Source organism: Bacillus sp. AFS002410 (genome assembly GCF_002556365.1).
GTDB lineage: Bacteria > Bacillota > Bacilli > Bacillales > Bacillaceae_G > Gottfriedia.
Window position 1 is genome coordinate 31820 of sequence record NZ_NUEU01000025.1, and the last position, 16877, is coordinate 48696.

The following is a 16877-nucleotide window of genomic DNA, read 5'->3' on the forward strand; positions in this document are numbered from 1 at the left end:
TATCACCTTTTTCCAGTCTTAAATAATAAATAGATAAAATATGGTGCGCCAATTACGGCAGTAAAAACACCAGCAGGTATTTGAATCGGGCTAAACGCCGTTCTTCCGATTGTATCAGCCGCTAATACCATAATTGCCCCAATGATTCCAGATAATGGAATTAATACACCGTAAGAAGCACCAACTAATTTTCGAGCAATATGCGGCGCAATTAAACCAACAAATGCGATTGCTCCTGCAAATGCAACTGCACCTGCTACTAATGCTGTACTAATAAATAATAAAATTAAACGATTCTTTTCTACTTGAACTCCTAAACTTGTTGAAACATCGTCTCCAAGTTGTTGTGTATTTATATGTCTAATAAATATTAAAGCTAGCACTATAAAAATGAATGTCCAGACTGTTAAGATTTTAACTTGTTCCCAGTTTGCTCCGTATACGCTCCCTGTTAACCACATGTTTGCTTCAGTCGCTCTAAAAATTGGTCCGATAATCATAAAGAATGAAGTTGTTGCTTGAGCTAATGCTGAAAATCCAACGCCAACCAAAACTAATCTTAATGGCCTTAACTCCCCATTCTTATAAGCAAAACCATAGACAAATAGTAAACTGATAATGGCACCAATAAATGCTGCTAAAGGTAACCATTTTATGCTTACTGTTAATTGATTCGTACGGTCATTACTAAAAATCGCTAAAAATAAAACAACAGCAGCTCCTGCCCCTCCAGTAATCCCTAGAATATCTGGAGAAGCAAGTGGATTTCTTACTAAGCCTTGAAGAATAGCTCCTGCAATAGCTAAAGATATTCCAGCAAAAATGGCAATAATTATTCGAGGCATTCGAAACGCTTGAATGAATAATTCATCTATTTTTTCACCTTCACCAAAAATAACAGATAATACTTTTGGAATTGAGATGTATCGGTCTCCTAATGTTAAACTCACTACAAATGAACTGATCAGTAAAATGAGTGCAATCGTTAAAACGAAAATTGAACGTTTATTAAATAGTAATGAAAAATACTTGTTTCGTATTTTGAGCATGTTCATTTTACTGTACCGCCTTTTCTTGCTAAGTAAATAAAAAATGGTGCACCGATTACTGCGGTCATAATTCCAACTGGAGTCTCTTCTGGCATTAATATATAACGAGAAGCTACGTCTGCTAATAGTAATAAAATTGCCCCGAAAATACCGCAAAATGGAATCATCCATCGGTAATCATTTTTAACGAACATTCTAACTATTTGTGGAACAATTATTCCGACCAAACCTATTGGTCCGGAAATACTGACAGCGCCACCTGCTAGTATAATAACTAATACTACTAATGTAACTTTTAAGAGAGCTGTATTTTGACCTAAAGCTTTCGATACATCGTCTCCAAGCATGAATGTGTTAATTTTCCCACCAATTGCAAGTGAAATAACCCAAGCGATCACAATATAAGGTAACACCATATGTAAAGAATCGAGTGAACGACCTTGAACTGAGCCTGCTAACCAAAAAAGGACTTGCTCTAATGCTACTTCATTTGTTACTAGTAAGCCTTGGGTAATCGAGCTAAACATAGCGGCAATTGAAACCCCAGCTAAAGTAATCTTTATTGGAGTCGCACCATCTTTTCCTAAAGAACTTAATCCAAATACGAATACTGCTGAAATTGTAGCGCCTAAAAATGCTAGCCAAATAGTAGCATTAGGTGACTGTAAATGAAAAAATGTAATACTAAGAACGATCAACATTGAAGCACCAGCATTTATCCCTAAAACGCTCGGTGATGCTAAAGGATTCTTTGTTAAAACTTGCATAAATAAACCAGCAATCGCTAAGCTTGCGCCTACTATCGATGCAATGATTGCTCTTGGAATACGAACATTTTGAATAACTAAATGTTCATTAGATCCATTAAATTGTGTAAATGAATGAACTAGGCTTGAAAAACTAGTATTTGTGTATCCTAGTAAAATACTAGAAAAAAAACAAATGACTAATAATAAAACACAAGCGATAAGTACGATAATTCTTGATCTTGGGTGAATAAGCATTATTATTTCTCCTAATATTCTATTCTCTTTTTTCAGTCTAAATGATATGAATTATCAAGTCAATGAGAATGATAATCAATTTCTTGTTGACTTCTAATAAAATCTTAATCTATAATACATGTTGTCGAGAGAAATGATAATCATTATCAATATAAGGGGAGAGTAAAGAAATGAGAAAACTAAAATTTTCTTCATTAATTGCACTATTTATTGCAGCAATTATGGTATTAGGTGCTTGTGGCACTAAAAAATCAGATGAAACTTCTGGTAAAGAAAGTAAAAATACAATTACAATTCAACACGCTATGGGAACAACTAAAGTTCCAGCGAATCCAAAACGTGTTGTTATTTTAACAAATGAAGGAACTGAAGCTTTAATTGCTTTAGGAGTTAAACCAGTAGGTGCTGTTCAATCATGGACAGGAAACCCATGGTATGATCACATCGCTAAAGACATGGATGGTGTGCAAGTTGTAGGTTTAGAAAGTGAAGTTAACCTTGAGAAAATCGCTGATTTAAAACCAGACTTAATTATCGGTAATAAAATGCGTCAAGAAAAAGTATATGAGCAATTAAGTGCGATTGCACCAACAGTATTCGCTGAAACACTACGTGGAGACTGGCAAGAGAATTTCAAATTTTATGCTAAAGTTTTAAATAAAGAAGAACAAGGAAATACAGTATTAGCTGATTATACAAAACGTGTAGATGATCTAAAAGCTAAATTAGGCGATAAATTAAATCAAAAAATTTCAATGGTACGTTTCATGGGTGCTGATGTTCGAATCTATCACCAAGATACTTTCTCAGGTGTAATTCTTAAACAATTAGGTTTCCAACGTCCAGAAGAACAAAATGCACCTGATTTTGCTGAGCAAGGCGTTACAAAAGAAAGAATTCCAGCAATGGACGGAGATTACATATTCTACTTCACATATGATAACGGAAAAGAATCTGGCTCTGCTCTTGAAAAACAATTTACAGAAGATCCATTATTCAAAAAGTTAAATGCTTATAAAAATGGACATGTTATTAAAGTAAGTGATGTTATTTGGAACACTGCAGGTGGAATCAAAGCTGCTTACTTAATGTTAGATGACATTGAAAAAACTTTTACTAAATAATTAAAACTAAAAAAGGTTTACCTTNNAAGGTAAACCTTTTTTAGTTCAGGGAGAAGAAATAACTTAAATTTATTTCGCTGCCCCTGACTTCAACTTAAATTTCGAGAAATATTGTTGAAATAAGTCTGTCTAGAAGAAAAATAGGGGGTATGTAGGCGACGTTTTTCAATTAGCCTTGATTTTATGAATTCCATTTATCGATATTTAGTAGATTACTTCACTTTTTTTATCGGTTTAGAATGAAATAGAGCAACTTTATTATATTTAATTTCTATACAGCTACTTTTGAACAATTATTTAGCCGAGATACCCTAACCAGTATAGGTATTATCCTATCTAATTATGGATTCTAAGAAACTTAATTGCAGTTTCACTAATTTTATTTGCAGTTTTGTCCATTTTAATTGCAGATTCTCCATTTTTATTTGCAGTTCGTACTTTATTTGCAGTTTCAGAAATCTTATTTGCACTTTTCACAGTTTTATTTGCAGTCTCAGAAACCTTATTGCACTCTGACTTTTATTTCACCTATTCTACAATGCTCACTTTTGTGGCACCCTCTTTTTTAATTCAGTATCTCTAGCTTCCTACACTTTCCGCCTCTAACATAAGTATCATATGCTCTTGGTCCCAATATTCATTGTCCAACTTCAAACTATTAGGTGTTTTAGCAAATGTTTTAAATCCTAGTTTTTCATACAGATTTTTTGCTGTTTCGTTTCCTTCAATGATATTTAATGTAAGTTGTTCAAGTCCCAGGCTTTTCGCTAAATGGATTACCTCTTCGATTAAAAGATAGCCTGCACCCATTTTTCGAGCTCTAGATGAAACATAGACAGATTCTATTTTGCCTTTATGCTCTGCTTTAACCTTTTCAAACGTTCTTAAAGTGGCTACCCCAATTAATTCACCTTTGTCCGTAAATGCACCGATCGTATAATTTTCATCTAATATTTCTGCTTTGTATTCAACAGGGTCATCTTGATCTAGTATTTCATCCATAGTAGTACTAAAAACTTCAGGATTCTTTTTTAAACCTTCTAAACGAATATTAAGATAGATTTCTGCATCTTCTTTTGTTAATAAACGTATCTTCATCTATATCCCTCCGTAGTTATTGCAAAGTATAGTCTATAGAACAAACGGAAAATTTTCAACGCTTACACTGACTATACTCTTGTAAACTAGCAATGTCATAGACTTGTAAAAAACATAAAAAAACGCTTGTATATCAAGCGTTTAGGTACTTCTCTTATCATAAAATAGTGCTCTTTCTGTTACAGAATTGTTAGGTTTGTCATAGTCATTGAGGTAACTTTACTTAGCTTTTAACCAAATAAACTCTTTCTGGTCTTCCAATCGTTCCATACGCTAAATCTGCTGAAACTTTTCCTTCCGATACTAAATATTCTAAATATCTTCGCGCAGTTGTACGACTAACGCCAATTTCCAGCCCTATATTCTCAGCAGTCATCCCGTTTCGAACTTCTCTTATCGCGAGTAACACCTTATCTAAAGTAAGTTTATCTATTCCTTTAGGGTATAGACTTTGCTCTTCAATTATTGTATTATTCTTTCCTATTAATCCATCGATTTCATCCTGCGTAATATATGCACTTTTTGATTGTAAGCTTTTTACTTTATTAGAATAGTTTACATAGCGAATTAGTGACTTTTTAAAACGATCAAAAATGACTGGCTTTATAATAAAATCAAATACTCCATAATGCAAAGCCTTATTAACTGAATCGATTTCTTTCGATGCAGTGATCATGATGACATCTGCCATAATTGAATGTTTCTTCATCCATTGTAAAAAATCTAAGCCATTCATATCTGGAAAATACACATCTAGCAAAACTAACTGAGGATTTAAAATTTCAACTAAATCAACTGCTTCTTGATAATTTGTAGCAATACCAATAACTTTAAACCCTTCAATTCTATCAATAAATCGCTGATGGATTTCTGCAATCCTACTATCGTCTTCAACAATTAACACTTCTATAAAATTCTTTTTCATCATATCCGTTACTCTCCTTTTGGCGTTTCGGAATTGCAACAATAAATGTAGTTCCCCCATGTTCGTTTGAATGAAAAGTAATTTGTCCGTTTAATTTATGGAGTAGCCTTTGAACGAGGTGAAGTCCAATCCCTGAATTATGAGATTGATCCTTAGACGTAACACCGTATTCAAAAATTTCATCAATTAATTCATCAGGAATTCCATTTGCATTATCTTCAATTTCAATCACTAAATCATCACCTAAATCAGTAAGAAATAGTGAAACAAACTTTTCAGACTTATTCGTTTCTAATACTGCATCAAATGCGTTATTTAATAGATTTCCGATAATTGTGATTAAGTCTTCCCGATTTACTTCCTTCGGGACATTAACAAAACTACTATTATAGTCAATGTTAAAATCTACTTTTAGCTCATTAGCTAAACTTATTTTCCCTAGTAGGAGTCCCGCAACGACTGGATCCGAAATTTCTTCCATAATAAAATGGATGATATTTTGAGTTATATTCGATTCCTTTGAAATTAATTCAATCGCTTCTTGATAGGATTCAAGTTGTATTAACCCCAAGATTGTATGTAATTTATTCGAATATTCATGTGCCTGTGCTCGTAGTCCTTCTGAATATGCTTTTATTTGTGATAATTCATTTAGTAATTTATTCAGTTCCGATTTTTCCCTAAAAGTCGTTACCGCTCCAACAATTTTAGAATCGACTCCAATTATTGGTATACAATTAATAATCACCATTTTTTCATTAATTAAAAACTCTAAATCATAAATTGGCTCGCCAGTTTCAACTACTTTCTTTAAATGAGAATTATGCAAGACTTCTTCGATCTTTAATCCTCTAAGCTTAATATTATTTGGAATAGAAAGTACTTTATGGGCATTTTCATTTACTACAGTAATCTCTCCATATTCATCAATCGCAATGATTCCTTCATGAATTGATTCTAAAATGGCATGTTTTTCTTTGTACATCCTTCCAATCTCTTTCGGTTCTAAACCAAAGATTGATTTTTTAATATTAAACGAAATAAAAAAAGCTGCTCCGATTCCAAGTATTAATATGACAATACTATTTTTTAATAGTTTTTTACTAAAGGCTTTTGCCTCATGATCAATATCTTCTATTAAGTAGCCTACAGAAACAACGCCTATTACATTGCCTTTATCGTCAAATATAGGAGTCTTTCCTCTTAATGAAGGACCGAGTGTACCAGTAGATTCTGATACGATTTCCTGACCTCTAAATACTTTATCATTATCTCCGCCAACCATTTTCCGACCAATTAATAACGGATTTGGATGTGAATAACGTACCTCGTTTTTATTCCCAACTACGATAAATTCTGCTCCAACTTCTTTTCGGATTTTTTCAACGATTGGCTGAATACTGTCAGAAGGTTTTGCGTTTGAAAATGCTTCACGAATTTCTGGCATATTCGCAACAGTTTGAGAAATAGCTAGAGCTTTCAAACCTTTTTCATGTTTAAGATTCTTTAGAAACATTTCCTGAGATACTATTTCAAAAACACTACTTACTATTAAAATGAGAACTGATATAAAGATGATTAACTTATAATGTAAACGCATAAAATTTCCCCTTATGTTTTTATAATAATCAAAAAACTCCTTTTATTAAAGGAGTTTTGTTAGAATTTTTTAAGCTTCTACATTTATGACTACTTCTTTCCCTTTCAATTTCATCAAAATTGGAACTAAGATCCAAAGTGCTCCAATTATTAAAAATACTAATGAAATAGGATGTTTAAAGAAAATACTATAATCACCATTTGATACCGTTAATGCCCTTCTTAAATTATTTTCAATCATTGGGCCTAATACGATTCCTAATACTAATGGTGCGATTGGAAAATCATTTTTTGAAAGGAAATATCCAAAAATTCCGCATGCGATTAATAGAAGTAAATCATTTACGGATACTTGTACTGCATAAACACCAAATATTGAAATGGCTACTATTAATGGCAATAAATACTTCTTCGGTGTTTGAATAATCTTTGCAAATATTTTTACTAAAGGCATGTTTAAAATGATAAGCATTACGTTTCCGATAAACATACTCGCGATTAATCCCCATGCTACGTCAGGATGTTCATCGAATAACAGTGGTCCCGGTTGTATGTTATACATCATTAAAGCACCCATTAAGATTGCAGTTGTTCCTGAACTCGGAATTCCTAAAGTTAATAAAGGAATCATTGCTCCTCCAGATGCTGCATTATTTGCAGATTCAGGAGATGCAACGCCTGCAATTGTACCTGTACCAAACTTTTCAGGCGTTTTACTAACTTTCTTTTCTAATATATAGGCAAAGAATGAAGCTAAAATGGCACCTGCTCCAGGTAATAAACCAACGAAAAATCCTAATACTGAGCCCCTAGCAATTGGCGCCACACTTTCCTTTAATTCTGCTTTAGATGGTAATAAATTATTAATTTTTGCCATCTCACCATCTTCAATTTCATTTTCAATAATCGTTTTAAATACTTCTCCTAAAGCAAATAATCCTACCGCTACTGTTAAAAATTCTAAACCTTGATAAAGCCAAGGAATGTCATATGTAAATCGAGAGACACCTGATACAGAATCAATTCCGATCGTAGCAAGTAGTAATCCAAAGATTGTCATAATTAATGCTTTCGTTACCGATTTTCCAGCTAGTCCACTAACAGCACATAATCCAAGAAGCATTAAAGAAAAATATTCAGCTGGACCAAACTTAATTGCTAATGCCGATAATGGTTTTGCTAATACAATTAGTGCAAAAAGTGTAAAAATCCCTGCTACAAACGAACCAATTGCAGCAATTGATAAAGCACTTCCTGCTCTACCTTTTTTCGCCATTTGATAGCCATCTAAAGTTGTTACTACCGAAGAAGATTCTCCTGGTGTGTTTAATAAAATGGATGTAGTAGAACCCCCATACATAGCACCATAATACACACCGGCTAATAAAATAATTGCACTCCCCGCTGCTTGTTCAGGTCCTAAAAACCCAGTTACAGAAGCAGTTACAGGTATTAATAGCGCAACCCCACTCATTGGACCAATACCAGGTAACACCCCTACTGCCGTACCAATTAATACTCCGGCAAAAGCGAACAATAAGTTATACCATGTAAATGCAGTTTCAAATCCCTGCATTAAATATTGAAAAGTACTCAATTGATAACTCTCCCTTCTTTTCTCCTAAAACAATGACCAGCCAGGTAAAGTACCTTTTAAAACTTCAACAAAAATAACGTAAATGATGACTGAGTATCCTAATGAAATTGAGATTGATTTGAACCAGTTTCCACGCTCCAATGTTTGAATCGAAACAATAAGAAATAAGAACGAGCTGATTATAAAGCCGATTTTTTCAAGTAAAAGTGCATAAAGAATAGCTGAAACTAGGATAATAAAAAACTGTTTATAATTATATTGAACTTCATCCTTTTCTTTTACTTTATATGAAAATGTTTCGTAAAATAACCGGCAGCTTAATAGAGAAAGTGCACAGCCAAGAATAAATGGAAAAACATTCGGACCTACTACACTTCCATAAGCAGTGGTGGCAATATTGCGGCTTTCTAAAATAAAAGTAATACCTGTAATAAGAAAAATGATAGCCGCTAATCGATCAAATTTTTTACTCATGTATCTCACCTCTTTATTTTTAGTAGTGAAAAGAGGGAGTGCAATCCCCCTTTTTAGTTCAATTATTACTTACTCATTCCTAAAGCTTTTAATAAATCTTGAACTTGTGTTTCTTGTTCAGTTAAGAACGATTTAAATGCTTCACCATTTTTATATTCCGGCTGCCAGCCTTGCTTTTCTACTTCTTCTTTCCATTCATTTGTTTCTACTAATTTTGATATTGTTTTTTCCCAGTACGCATATGCATCTTTAGACATTTTTTCAGGTCCAAAAACTCCACGCCAAATGATAAACTCAGCATCAATTCCTTGCTCTTTAGCTGTTGGGAACTTAGATAATACATCTCCTTGTAAACGTTCAGGTGATGTGACCGCCAAAACTTTAACCTTACCTGATTTAACAAATTCAAGTGTGCTAGAGATATCAGTCGAAATAACATCAGCGTTATTCCCTAATAATGCTGTTATTGCTTCTGATCCACCATCATATGACACATACTTAATTTTTGTAGGATCAATACCGTATTTATACGCCGGTAAAATTCCAACTAAATGATCCATTGAACCTGGTGCAGATCCCCCAGCTAGCGTAATATTTTTAGGATTCTTCTTCATATCATCTAAAAGCGACTTTAAGTCTTTATACTTTGAATCAGCCTTTACAACGATTGCTCCATAATCCTTTGTTAGCTCTGCTAAAGGTGTACTATTTTTATAGCCATAAGGGCTATTTCCTTCTTTTTTCAAATTGTTAATAATAATTGGTGGTGAGTTTACAAATAATTTTTCATTATTTGCTTTATCCTGTGTAGCATACTCAGCCATAAATACTGTTCCGCCACCACCTGGCTTATTTTCTACTGTCATTGGTTCTTTAACGAGCTTTGTTTCACTTAATACTTTAGTGAAGGATCTAGCTGTTAAATCCCACCCGCCTCCTGCTCCAGATGGTGCTACAACCGATATTGCCTTATTCGGATAGGAACTTCCCGAAGTTACATTACTCCCTTTACAAGCTGCAAGACTCACTGCGACCAAAGACGTCATTATTAACAAACTAGTTTTTTTAACTTTCATTTATATTTCCTCCCCTTCTTTGTAAACGCTTTCTAATACTCGTATTATAGTTTAATAATTCTGAAAAAGGCTTTTGTGAACGTTAAAGACGTAAAGTCTATTAAAATCATTTTGTTCATAAAAACCACGCAAAAAAACTCGTCGACTGACGAGCTACTTCGAGTATTCCTTATTACAAAAACAAAAAAAATACGAGTTTGAAAATATCAAACTCGTATTCTATCAACTTTATTATTTACGAATCCAAACTGCACCAGCAGAATTATCTTTTGCTTCACCAACTACTTGGAATTTTAATCCATAGTTAGGAACTTTTCTACTAGCATCAGGAATTAGGCCTGTTGGATCTGCATATTTTTTAGAATCATCAAATGTTGTTACACCAGGTAACCCTTGATAATCAAAGATTCCACGAGATGGTGAGTTAATATAGAATGCAGGTGACTTATCATAACTGAAAGCAGCATCTGCAACTTGGTAACGTGTACTTTGATCTACAGAAGGTTTACCATTTAGAGTTCCTACGATTGCGTTAGGATGTGCGTCAACTACCCCTAAGAAACCTTCACCAGGATGATCTCCTGTCCAGTTATCTGTATAGCTATCATCACCATACCAAACTACTAAACCAGTATTATATTTAACGCCACGAGCGTATTCTAGTGATTTATCAGCACCAGCATAGTTTCTCCACTCTAAGTAATAAGAGTGGTCATAAAAATCAGTACCGTTAGATACTCTTGCACCACCATCTAATTTGAATAATGGAGTACCTTCAGCACCATCAGATAATACAGTATTTCCATTTACTGTTACTTTTGCTTCATCAAATCCAAAACCAGCTGGAGCTAATCCACCATCCGTAGTGTATTCAAATTGAAGTTGAACTTTTTGCCCTTTAAATCCACTTAGGTCATATGATTTATCAACCCATTGACCATTTGTTGTGTCAAATTGATCATCAGTGTCTTTTTCACCCAATGTTTCTAAAGTGCCAAGAACTTTACCATTTAAATCTAATACATTTACATCTAAATAATCATAATTATTTTCAATTTCATAGTTTGCTTTAAATGATAAATTTGCACTTGTAGCCGCAGTTAAATCAATAACAGGTGAAGTCATAGTCGTGTCTAAATTATCACCTTTTAAACTATGATAATAGTTTTTACCGAATAAAGGCTGAATTTTACTTTTCACTTCTTTTTTCGGTAAGTTTACTTTTACAACACCAGGATTACCTGATTTTGTTACACTTTGATCGATAACAGTTTGCATACCTAAACGATCGATATCTTTATAATCTACTTCTGTAATATTTGCCCAGTTACCACCAATTGTCTTTTGGAAGAACTCTTTATTTTGTGGAGAGAAACTTGAAGGTGTTGTACCTGCAATTTGCCCGTTCCAGCTTCCACCACTCATAATTGACCAAGAAGCAATCGGTTCACCACTACCTGTATAATTAGTATCGTACTCATCAGGTAAGCCTAAGTCATGACCAAACTCGTGAGCAAATACGCCTGTTGCACCGTCTTCTGGTTCTACAGTGTAATCAAATGCTGCCATTTTACCGCCCCAATAGTCAACAGACGCAGTAGTTCCTGCAAAAGGAGTTACCCCATTTAAAGTCCAACGGTGAGACCAAATTGCATCGTCACCTAGTTTACCGCCACCGGCTTCTTCACCAGTTCCAGCATGGATTACCATTAAGTGATCGACTAAACCGTCTGGCTCATTAATATTGCCATCTCCATCAATATCATATGGATCTAATTTATCAAAATCTGCTAAATTAACACCTGATTTAATAGCAGCTTTTACTGCATCTTTGATAAAATCACGAGGTCCTAATGAACCTCCATTATCAGTACCTGTTTCACTATCTTTTCCGTAGTCAGCTGCATTTCCAGGAACAGTTAACCAATCTGTAACTGTACCTTTTACAGTGTAGCTTCCACCTGATTGCTCTTCATAAAATTGCTTAAACGTTTTAACTTTAGAGCCATCATATAATTTGAAGTCTTTATCTCCAAATAACATATTTTCATAGTGTTTCTTGTTAAAATCAGATGCATACATATATCCATCTTGCTTATCAACATTATTATGTTTAAAATCTGCAAATTCAGCTAAGATAACTAATACATTATCTTCACGAGTTCCACCATTGTATTTACCTTGTTTAGCTGAATCAACTTGAACGAAACCATCAGCTTTACCTTTAGCAGCTTTCTCATTCGTATTATTTAATTGTTTTGCTAGCTGTTGTTTTTGTCTTTCGATTGTTTTTCTTTGCTTTTCAGCAATTAAAGAATTATGTACGGAAGCGCTTACTTTTACTTTTTCACCTTGTTTTTTATCAAGATAAGCTTGTACCTTTGCTTTAACTGTTTTTGCACTATCAGATTTTTTAATAACACCTCTGTCTGTTAATGCTTGTGCTAATCTGTCTTCATCAACAATGTTTAAATCTAGACTAGGACTTTCTACTAATTGCTTACTTTCACTTTCAGTTGGAATTGCTGCTTTTGTAGTAACTCCAGCTGTTAAAATCGACATACTTAAAGCTGTAACAAGTGAAACACTTGATAAAACTTTCCAATATGATGGTTTTGCCATAATTCTACACCCCTTTTTTCGAATCTTCTAATAACAAATAAATAGTACAGGCTTAAGGGGCATTGTACAATGAGTAATAGTGAATAATTTCTAATGATTCAATTAATCTATTTAATCTATTTTTAAAAATATTTTAACAAACAGAATAGGCAATACAACTTATTGTCTCGACAAAATAATACATTTTCTCTTTTTAACAAACAATTTTTGAGGAGTTTCTTATGAATTCGACATTAAAAAAAGATTTCTTTTTACAACCTACTTTACAATTAGCCAAGGAGCTTTTAGGTTGCGTCTTAGTTCATAGTACCGATGAAATGGAAATATCTGGAGTAATCGTAGAGACCGAAGCCTATATGGGACCGGATGATCGAGCTGCACATAGTTTTCAAAACAGACGCACGAAACGAACTGAAATTATGTTCCATGAGCCAGGTTTCATCTATACTTATCAAATGCATACCCATACTTTAATAAATGTTGTTTGCGGGGAAGTTGGAATACCTAATGCAGTTTTAATTAGGGCACTAGAACCTTTGGACGGGATTGAAAAAATGATCGAAAATCGGAAAAATCAGCCGATTACTAATTTAACGAATGGACCAGGAAAGCTTACGAAAGCATTAAATATTACGATGGAGTCTTACGGGAAGCCTTTTTGGCTACCTCCAGTTTATATTACGGAAGGGATTAAGCCAGAGCATATTAGTAGTGGTCCTAGAATTGGAATCGATAATACTGGGGAAGCAAAGGATTATCCGTGGAGATTTTGGATTACGAATAATAAATTTGTTTCAAGATAATTAGAAAACCCAGGCTGATCGCAAATGTATGCTTCCAATCAGTCTGGGTTTCATTTTAAAATTGCTTTGAACATCATTCATTATGAGCTGTAACTGCATTTTTTATGTGCTCTTCCAATTCCAGACGATATTCGATGATTTGATAGTTGCTCCAACCTAATCTACTTGTCATATAACGAATGACCTCTTCCTTATATTTATTAACCAAATCAATTTGAAAATATAAAAATCCAGTTCTTCGAATAAAAAAGTCCACCGGTTTTACTACCATTTCGTTTTGAATTCCATATTCCAACTGTAAAAATAGCGGTAGCGGTAAACTTGTTTGATTCTTCAAGTGACTAAATGAAATATTCAATAACTGTTCAATATTAGATCCATATTTCCTGCTTAATATTTTATACTCCGATTCACTTAAGCCAATCGCAATTCCTGCAGACGAAAATCGCTTTGTAAAGTAATTAATTCCTTTGGAACCACCAACATCTCCACCCGAAATTGGTAAATTTTTAGTTTGGCATTCTTTAAATTTATTTTTATTTTCTTTTAATAGTTTATCTACAATCGTCTCGGCCATTTTACGATATCCAGTTAACTTTCCTCCTGCAATCGTAATCAACCCTGAAGAAGATACCCAGACCTCATCCTTCCTTGATATTTCAGAAGGATCCTTCCCTTTTTCAAAAATTAAAGGACGAATACCAGCCCAGCTCGATTCAACATCGGTATCTTCCAATTTGATTGTCGGAAACATATACTTAATGCAATTTAATATATACTCTCTATCTTCATTACTTACATTTGGATTAGCAGTATCTTGATCATAAAATGTATCAGTCGTACCGACATAGGTCTTTCCATCTCTTGGAATTGCAAATATCATTCGACCATCTAGCGTATCAAAATAAACAGACTGATTTAAAGGAAACTTCTGATGATCAATCACTAAATGTACCCCTTTAGTTAATCTCAGATTTTTATCACTTTCTAGGCGTTCCATTTCCCTTAACTGATCAACCCATGGTCCTGTTGCGTTAATGATCTTATTTGCTCGAATTGTAAAAGGTACTTTTGTGATTAAATCAATTACATGTACACCTACTATTTTAGTATTTTCATAAATAAAATCTGTAACCTTAACGTAATTGATCGCCTGTGCCCCATGTTCAACTGCCTTTTTTATTACTTCGATTGTTAGGCGAGCATCATCTGTGCGGTACTCGACATAATATCCACCACCTTTAAGCCCATCTCTTTTAACTAAAGGTTCTTTATCAATCGTTTCTTTTTGATTTAAAATCTTCCTTCGTTCACTTTTTTTTACACCAGCTAAGTAATCATATATTCTTAGCCCTAAAGAAGTACTGAACTTTCCAAACGTTCCACCTTTGTATATCGGAAGTAACATCCATTCAGGTGTCGTAACATGAGGGCCATTTTCATAAACAATTGCTCGCTCTTTGCCTACATCTGCCACCATTTTAAATTCATATTGCTTTAAATATCGCAAGCCACCATGTACAAGCTTAGTAGAACGACTCGATGTACCAGATGCAAAATCCTGCATATCAACTAAAGCTGTAGTCATTCCTCTTGTAGCTGCATCCAGCGCGATTCCACAACCTGTTATTCCGCCACCAATTACTAATACATCGAACACCTTTTCAGCTAATATTTCCTTGATCTTTTTTCTTTTTAAACTCGAAAATTGTTCATCCATTGTACTACCTCACTTCAACAAATTTTCTAGTTGATTAGAAAGACACGCTATATAAGAAAGTCGCCTAAAATTAAAAAAGGACCACTACAATTACAATTGCATGTAGAAAGGTCCTAAAAGTTTAGTAAACAATTGAATGTTCTATTTACTTAAATGCAAGTGCTGCATTCACTGCTTTTTTCCAGCCAGAATATAACTCATTGCTTATATCATTTGACATCGCTTGCTCGAAGCAACGATCCATTTGCCATTGTCCAGCAATTTCCTCTTGGTTTTTCCAAAATCCTACTGCTAAGCCAGCTAAATAAGCCGCACCTAATGCAGTGGTTTCATTTATAATCGGACGTTGAACTGGTACATTTAGCAAATCACTTTGAAATTGCATTAAGAAATTATTTTTAACTGCCCCACCATCTACTCGCAACGTTTTTAATGAAATGTTAGCATCTGCCTCCATTGCTGTTAATACGTCTTTTGTTTGATATGCGAGCGCTTCTAATGTAGCACGAATAAAATGTTCTTTAGATGTTCCTCTTGTCAAACCAAATACTGCTCCGCGTACTTCACTATCCCAATATGGTGTACCTAACCCTACAAATGCAGGCACAACATAAACTCCATCAGATGAAGTTACTCTAGTAGCATATTTCTCACTATCCGCAGCATTTTTAATAATTCTTAAACCATCACGTAGCCATTGAATAGCAGAGCCAGCAACAAATATACTGCCTTCAAGTGCATATTCAACTTTTCCATCTATCCCCCATGCAATTGTTGTCAGTAGTCCATGATTTGACTTAACTGCATGATTTCCTGTATTCATTAGCATAAAACAACCAGTACCATATGTGTTTTTAGCCATACCTTTTTCAAAACATGCCTGACCAAATAAAGCTGCTTGCTGATCACCAGCTATTCCCGCAATTGGAATCTCACTTCCAAAGAAATGATAACTAACCGTGTTCGCATAGATTTCTGAAGACGGGCGAACAATCGGAAGCATGCTTTCTGGAATATTTAACATATTCAATAAGTCTTGATCCCACTTTAATTCATAAATATTATACATCATCGTTCTAGATGCATTTGAGTAATCTGTTACATGCGCTTTGCCACCAGAAAGCTTCCAAACTAACCATGTATCAATTGTGCCAAATAGTAAATCGCCTGCCTCAGCCTTTTCTCTAGCACCTTCTATATGATCAAGAATCCATTTTACTTTAGTACCGGAAAAATATGCATCAATAAGAAGCCCCGTTTTTTCACGGACTATTGAATCAAAACCACCTTGCTTCAGTTCCTCGCATATTTCAGCCGTTTGTCTTGATTGCCAAACGATCGCATTATAAATTGGGATCCCAGTATGTTTATCCCAGACGACTGTCGTTTCACGTTGGTTCGTAATTCCAATTCCACTAATTTGATCATGACTAATATTCGCTTCCGCAAGACAAGTTGCAATTACAGCAAGAACCGATCCCCAAATTTCATTCGCATTATGCTCTACCCAACCCGGCTTTGGAAAATATTGAGTAAACTCTTTTTGAGCTGTATGTACAATTTTACCTTCTTTATCAAACAATATTGCTCGCGAACTAGTCGTCCCTTGGTCAAGTGACAAAATATATTTTTCCATCTCAAATGACCTCCTTGCTATTATTTTATGTATGTGCACATTAAAAATGCGACTATTTAAGGGTGGGATACAAGATGAACAGGATAAAAGACATCAAAACCTCTATTTTAATCTCAACTTTGTTTTCCCTTCTTTTTAGAGTAGGATTTC

General features: G+C 34.2%; 13 protein-coding genes. 2 read left to right on the top strand and 11 right to left on the bottom strand.

What is annotated here, in order from left to right; genetic code table 11:
• Positions 1-2: 2 nt before the first annotated feature.
• On the bottom strand, positions 3-1055 hold the full coding sequence (locus tag CN692_RS16045; protein WP_142317534.1) for a FecCD family ABC transporter permease: 1053 nt from the start codon (positions 1053-1055) through the stop codon (positions 3-5).
• Positions 1052-2056, bottom strand: coding sequence for a FecCD family ABC transporter permease (locus CN692_RS16050; protein ID WP_142317436.1), 1005 nt, complete (start codon positions 2054-2056; stop codon positions 1052-1054). Before CN692_RS16050 ends, CN692_RS16045 begins: the two co-directional genes overlap by 4 nt.
• 167 nt (positions 2057-2223) lie before the next feature.
• Here CN692_RS16050 and CN692_RS16055 point away from each other — a divergent pair, with 167 nt between their 5' ends.
• On the top strand, positions 2224-3177 hold the full coding sequence (locus CN692_RS16055; RefSeq protein ID WP_098120181.1) for an ABC transporter substrate-binding protein: 954 nt from the start codon (positions 2224-2226) through the stop codon (positions 3175-3177).
• A gap of 579 nt (positions 3178-3756) precedes the next feature.
• Here CN692_RS16055 and CN692_RS16060 read toward each other — a convergent pair.
• The 7 genes from CN692_RS16060 to CN692_RS16090 all read right to left on the bottom strand — a co-directional run bounded on the left by CN692_RS16060 (position 3757) and on the right by CN692_RS16090 (position 12568).
• Complete coding sequence (locus tag CN692_RS16060; protein WP_098120182.1) at positions 3757-4275, bottom strand: GNAT family N-acetyltransferase; 519 nt, start codon at positions 4273-4275, stop codon at positions 3757-3759.
• Between the two features lie 223 nt (positions 4276-4498).
• The gene (locus tag CN692_RS16065; protein WP_373605012.1) at positions 4499-5200 is read right to left on the bottom strand and encodes a response regulator; all 702 of its coding nucleotides are present in this window, start codon (positions 5198-5200) and stop codon (positions 4499-4501) included.
• The gene (locus tag CN692_RS16070) at positions 5166-6800 is read right to left on the bottom strand and encodes an ATP-binding protein (protein ID WP_098120184.1); all 1635 of its coding nucleotides are present in this window, start codon (positions 6798-6800) and stop codon (positions 5166-5168) included. Before CN692_RS16070 ends, CN692_RS16065 begins: the two co-directional genes overlap by 35 nt.
• Positions 6801-6869: 69 nt before the next feature.
• A complete protein-coding gene (locus CN692_RS16075) occupies positions 6870-8396 on the bottom strand; it encodes a tripartite tricarboxylate transporter permease (RefSeq protein ID WP_098120185.1) in 1527 nt (508 codons plus the stop codon).
• A 24-nt stretch (positions 8397-8420) separates the two neighbouring features.
• Positions 8421-8870, bottom strand: coding sequence for a tripartite tricarboxylate transporter TctB family protein (locus tag CN692_RS16080; RefSeq protein ID WP_098120186.1), 450 nt, complete (start codon positions 8868-8870; stop codon positions 8421-8423).
• A 65-nt stretch (positions 8871-8935) separates the two neighbouring features.
• A complete protein-coding gene (locus tag CN692_RS16085; protein WP_098120187.1) occupies positions 8936-9946 on the bottom strand; it encodes a Bug family tripartite tricarboxylate transporter substrate binding protein in 1011 nt (336 codons plus the stop codon).
• A 231-nt stretch (positions 9947-10177) separates the two neighbouring features.
• Positions 10178-12568, bottom strand: a complete 2391-nt coding sequence (locus CN692_RS16090) for an immune inhibitor A domain-containing protein (protein WP_098120188.1) — start codon at positions 12566-12568, stop codon at positions 10178-10180.
• Positions 12569-12789: 221 nt separating this feature from the next.
• On the opposite strand from CN692_RS16090, the gene CN692_RS16095 reads away from it, so the two are divergent.
• Positions 12790-13371, top strand: coding sequence for a DNA-3-methyladenine glycosylase (locus CN692_RS16095; protein ID WP_098120189.1), 582 nt, complete (start codon positions 12790-12792; stop codon positions 13369-13371).
• A gap of 73 nt (positions 13372-13444) precedes the next feature.
• Here the strand turns inward: CN692_RS16095 and CN692_RS16100 are convergent, their stop codons facing one another.
• Entirely contained in the window at positions 13445-15091 is a 1647-nt protein-coding gene (locus CN692_RS16100; RefSeq protein WP_098120190.1) for a glycerol-3-phosphate dehydrogenase/oxidase, read from the bottom strand.
• Between the two features lie 145 nt (positions 15092-15236).
• A complete protein-coding gene (gene glpK, locus CN692_RS16105) occupies positions 15237-16727 on the bottom strand; it encodes a glycerol kinase GlpK (protein ID WP_098120191.1) in 1491 nt (496 codons plus the stop codon).
• Positions 16728-16877: the final 150 nt, after the last annotated feature.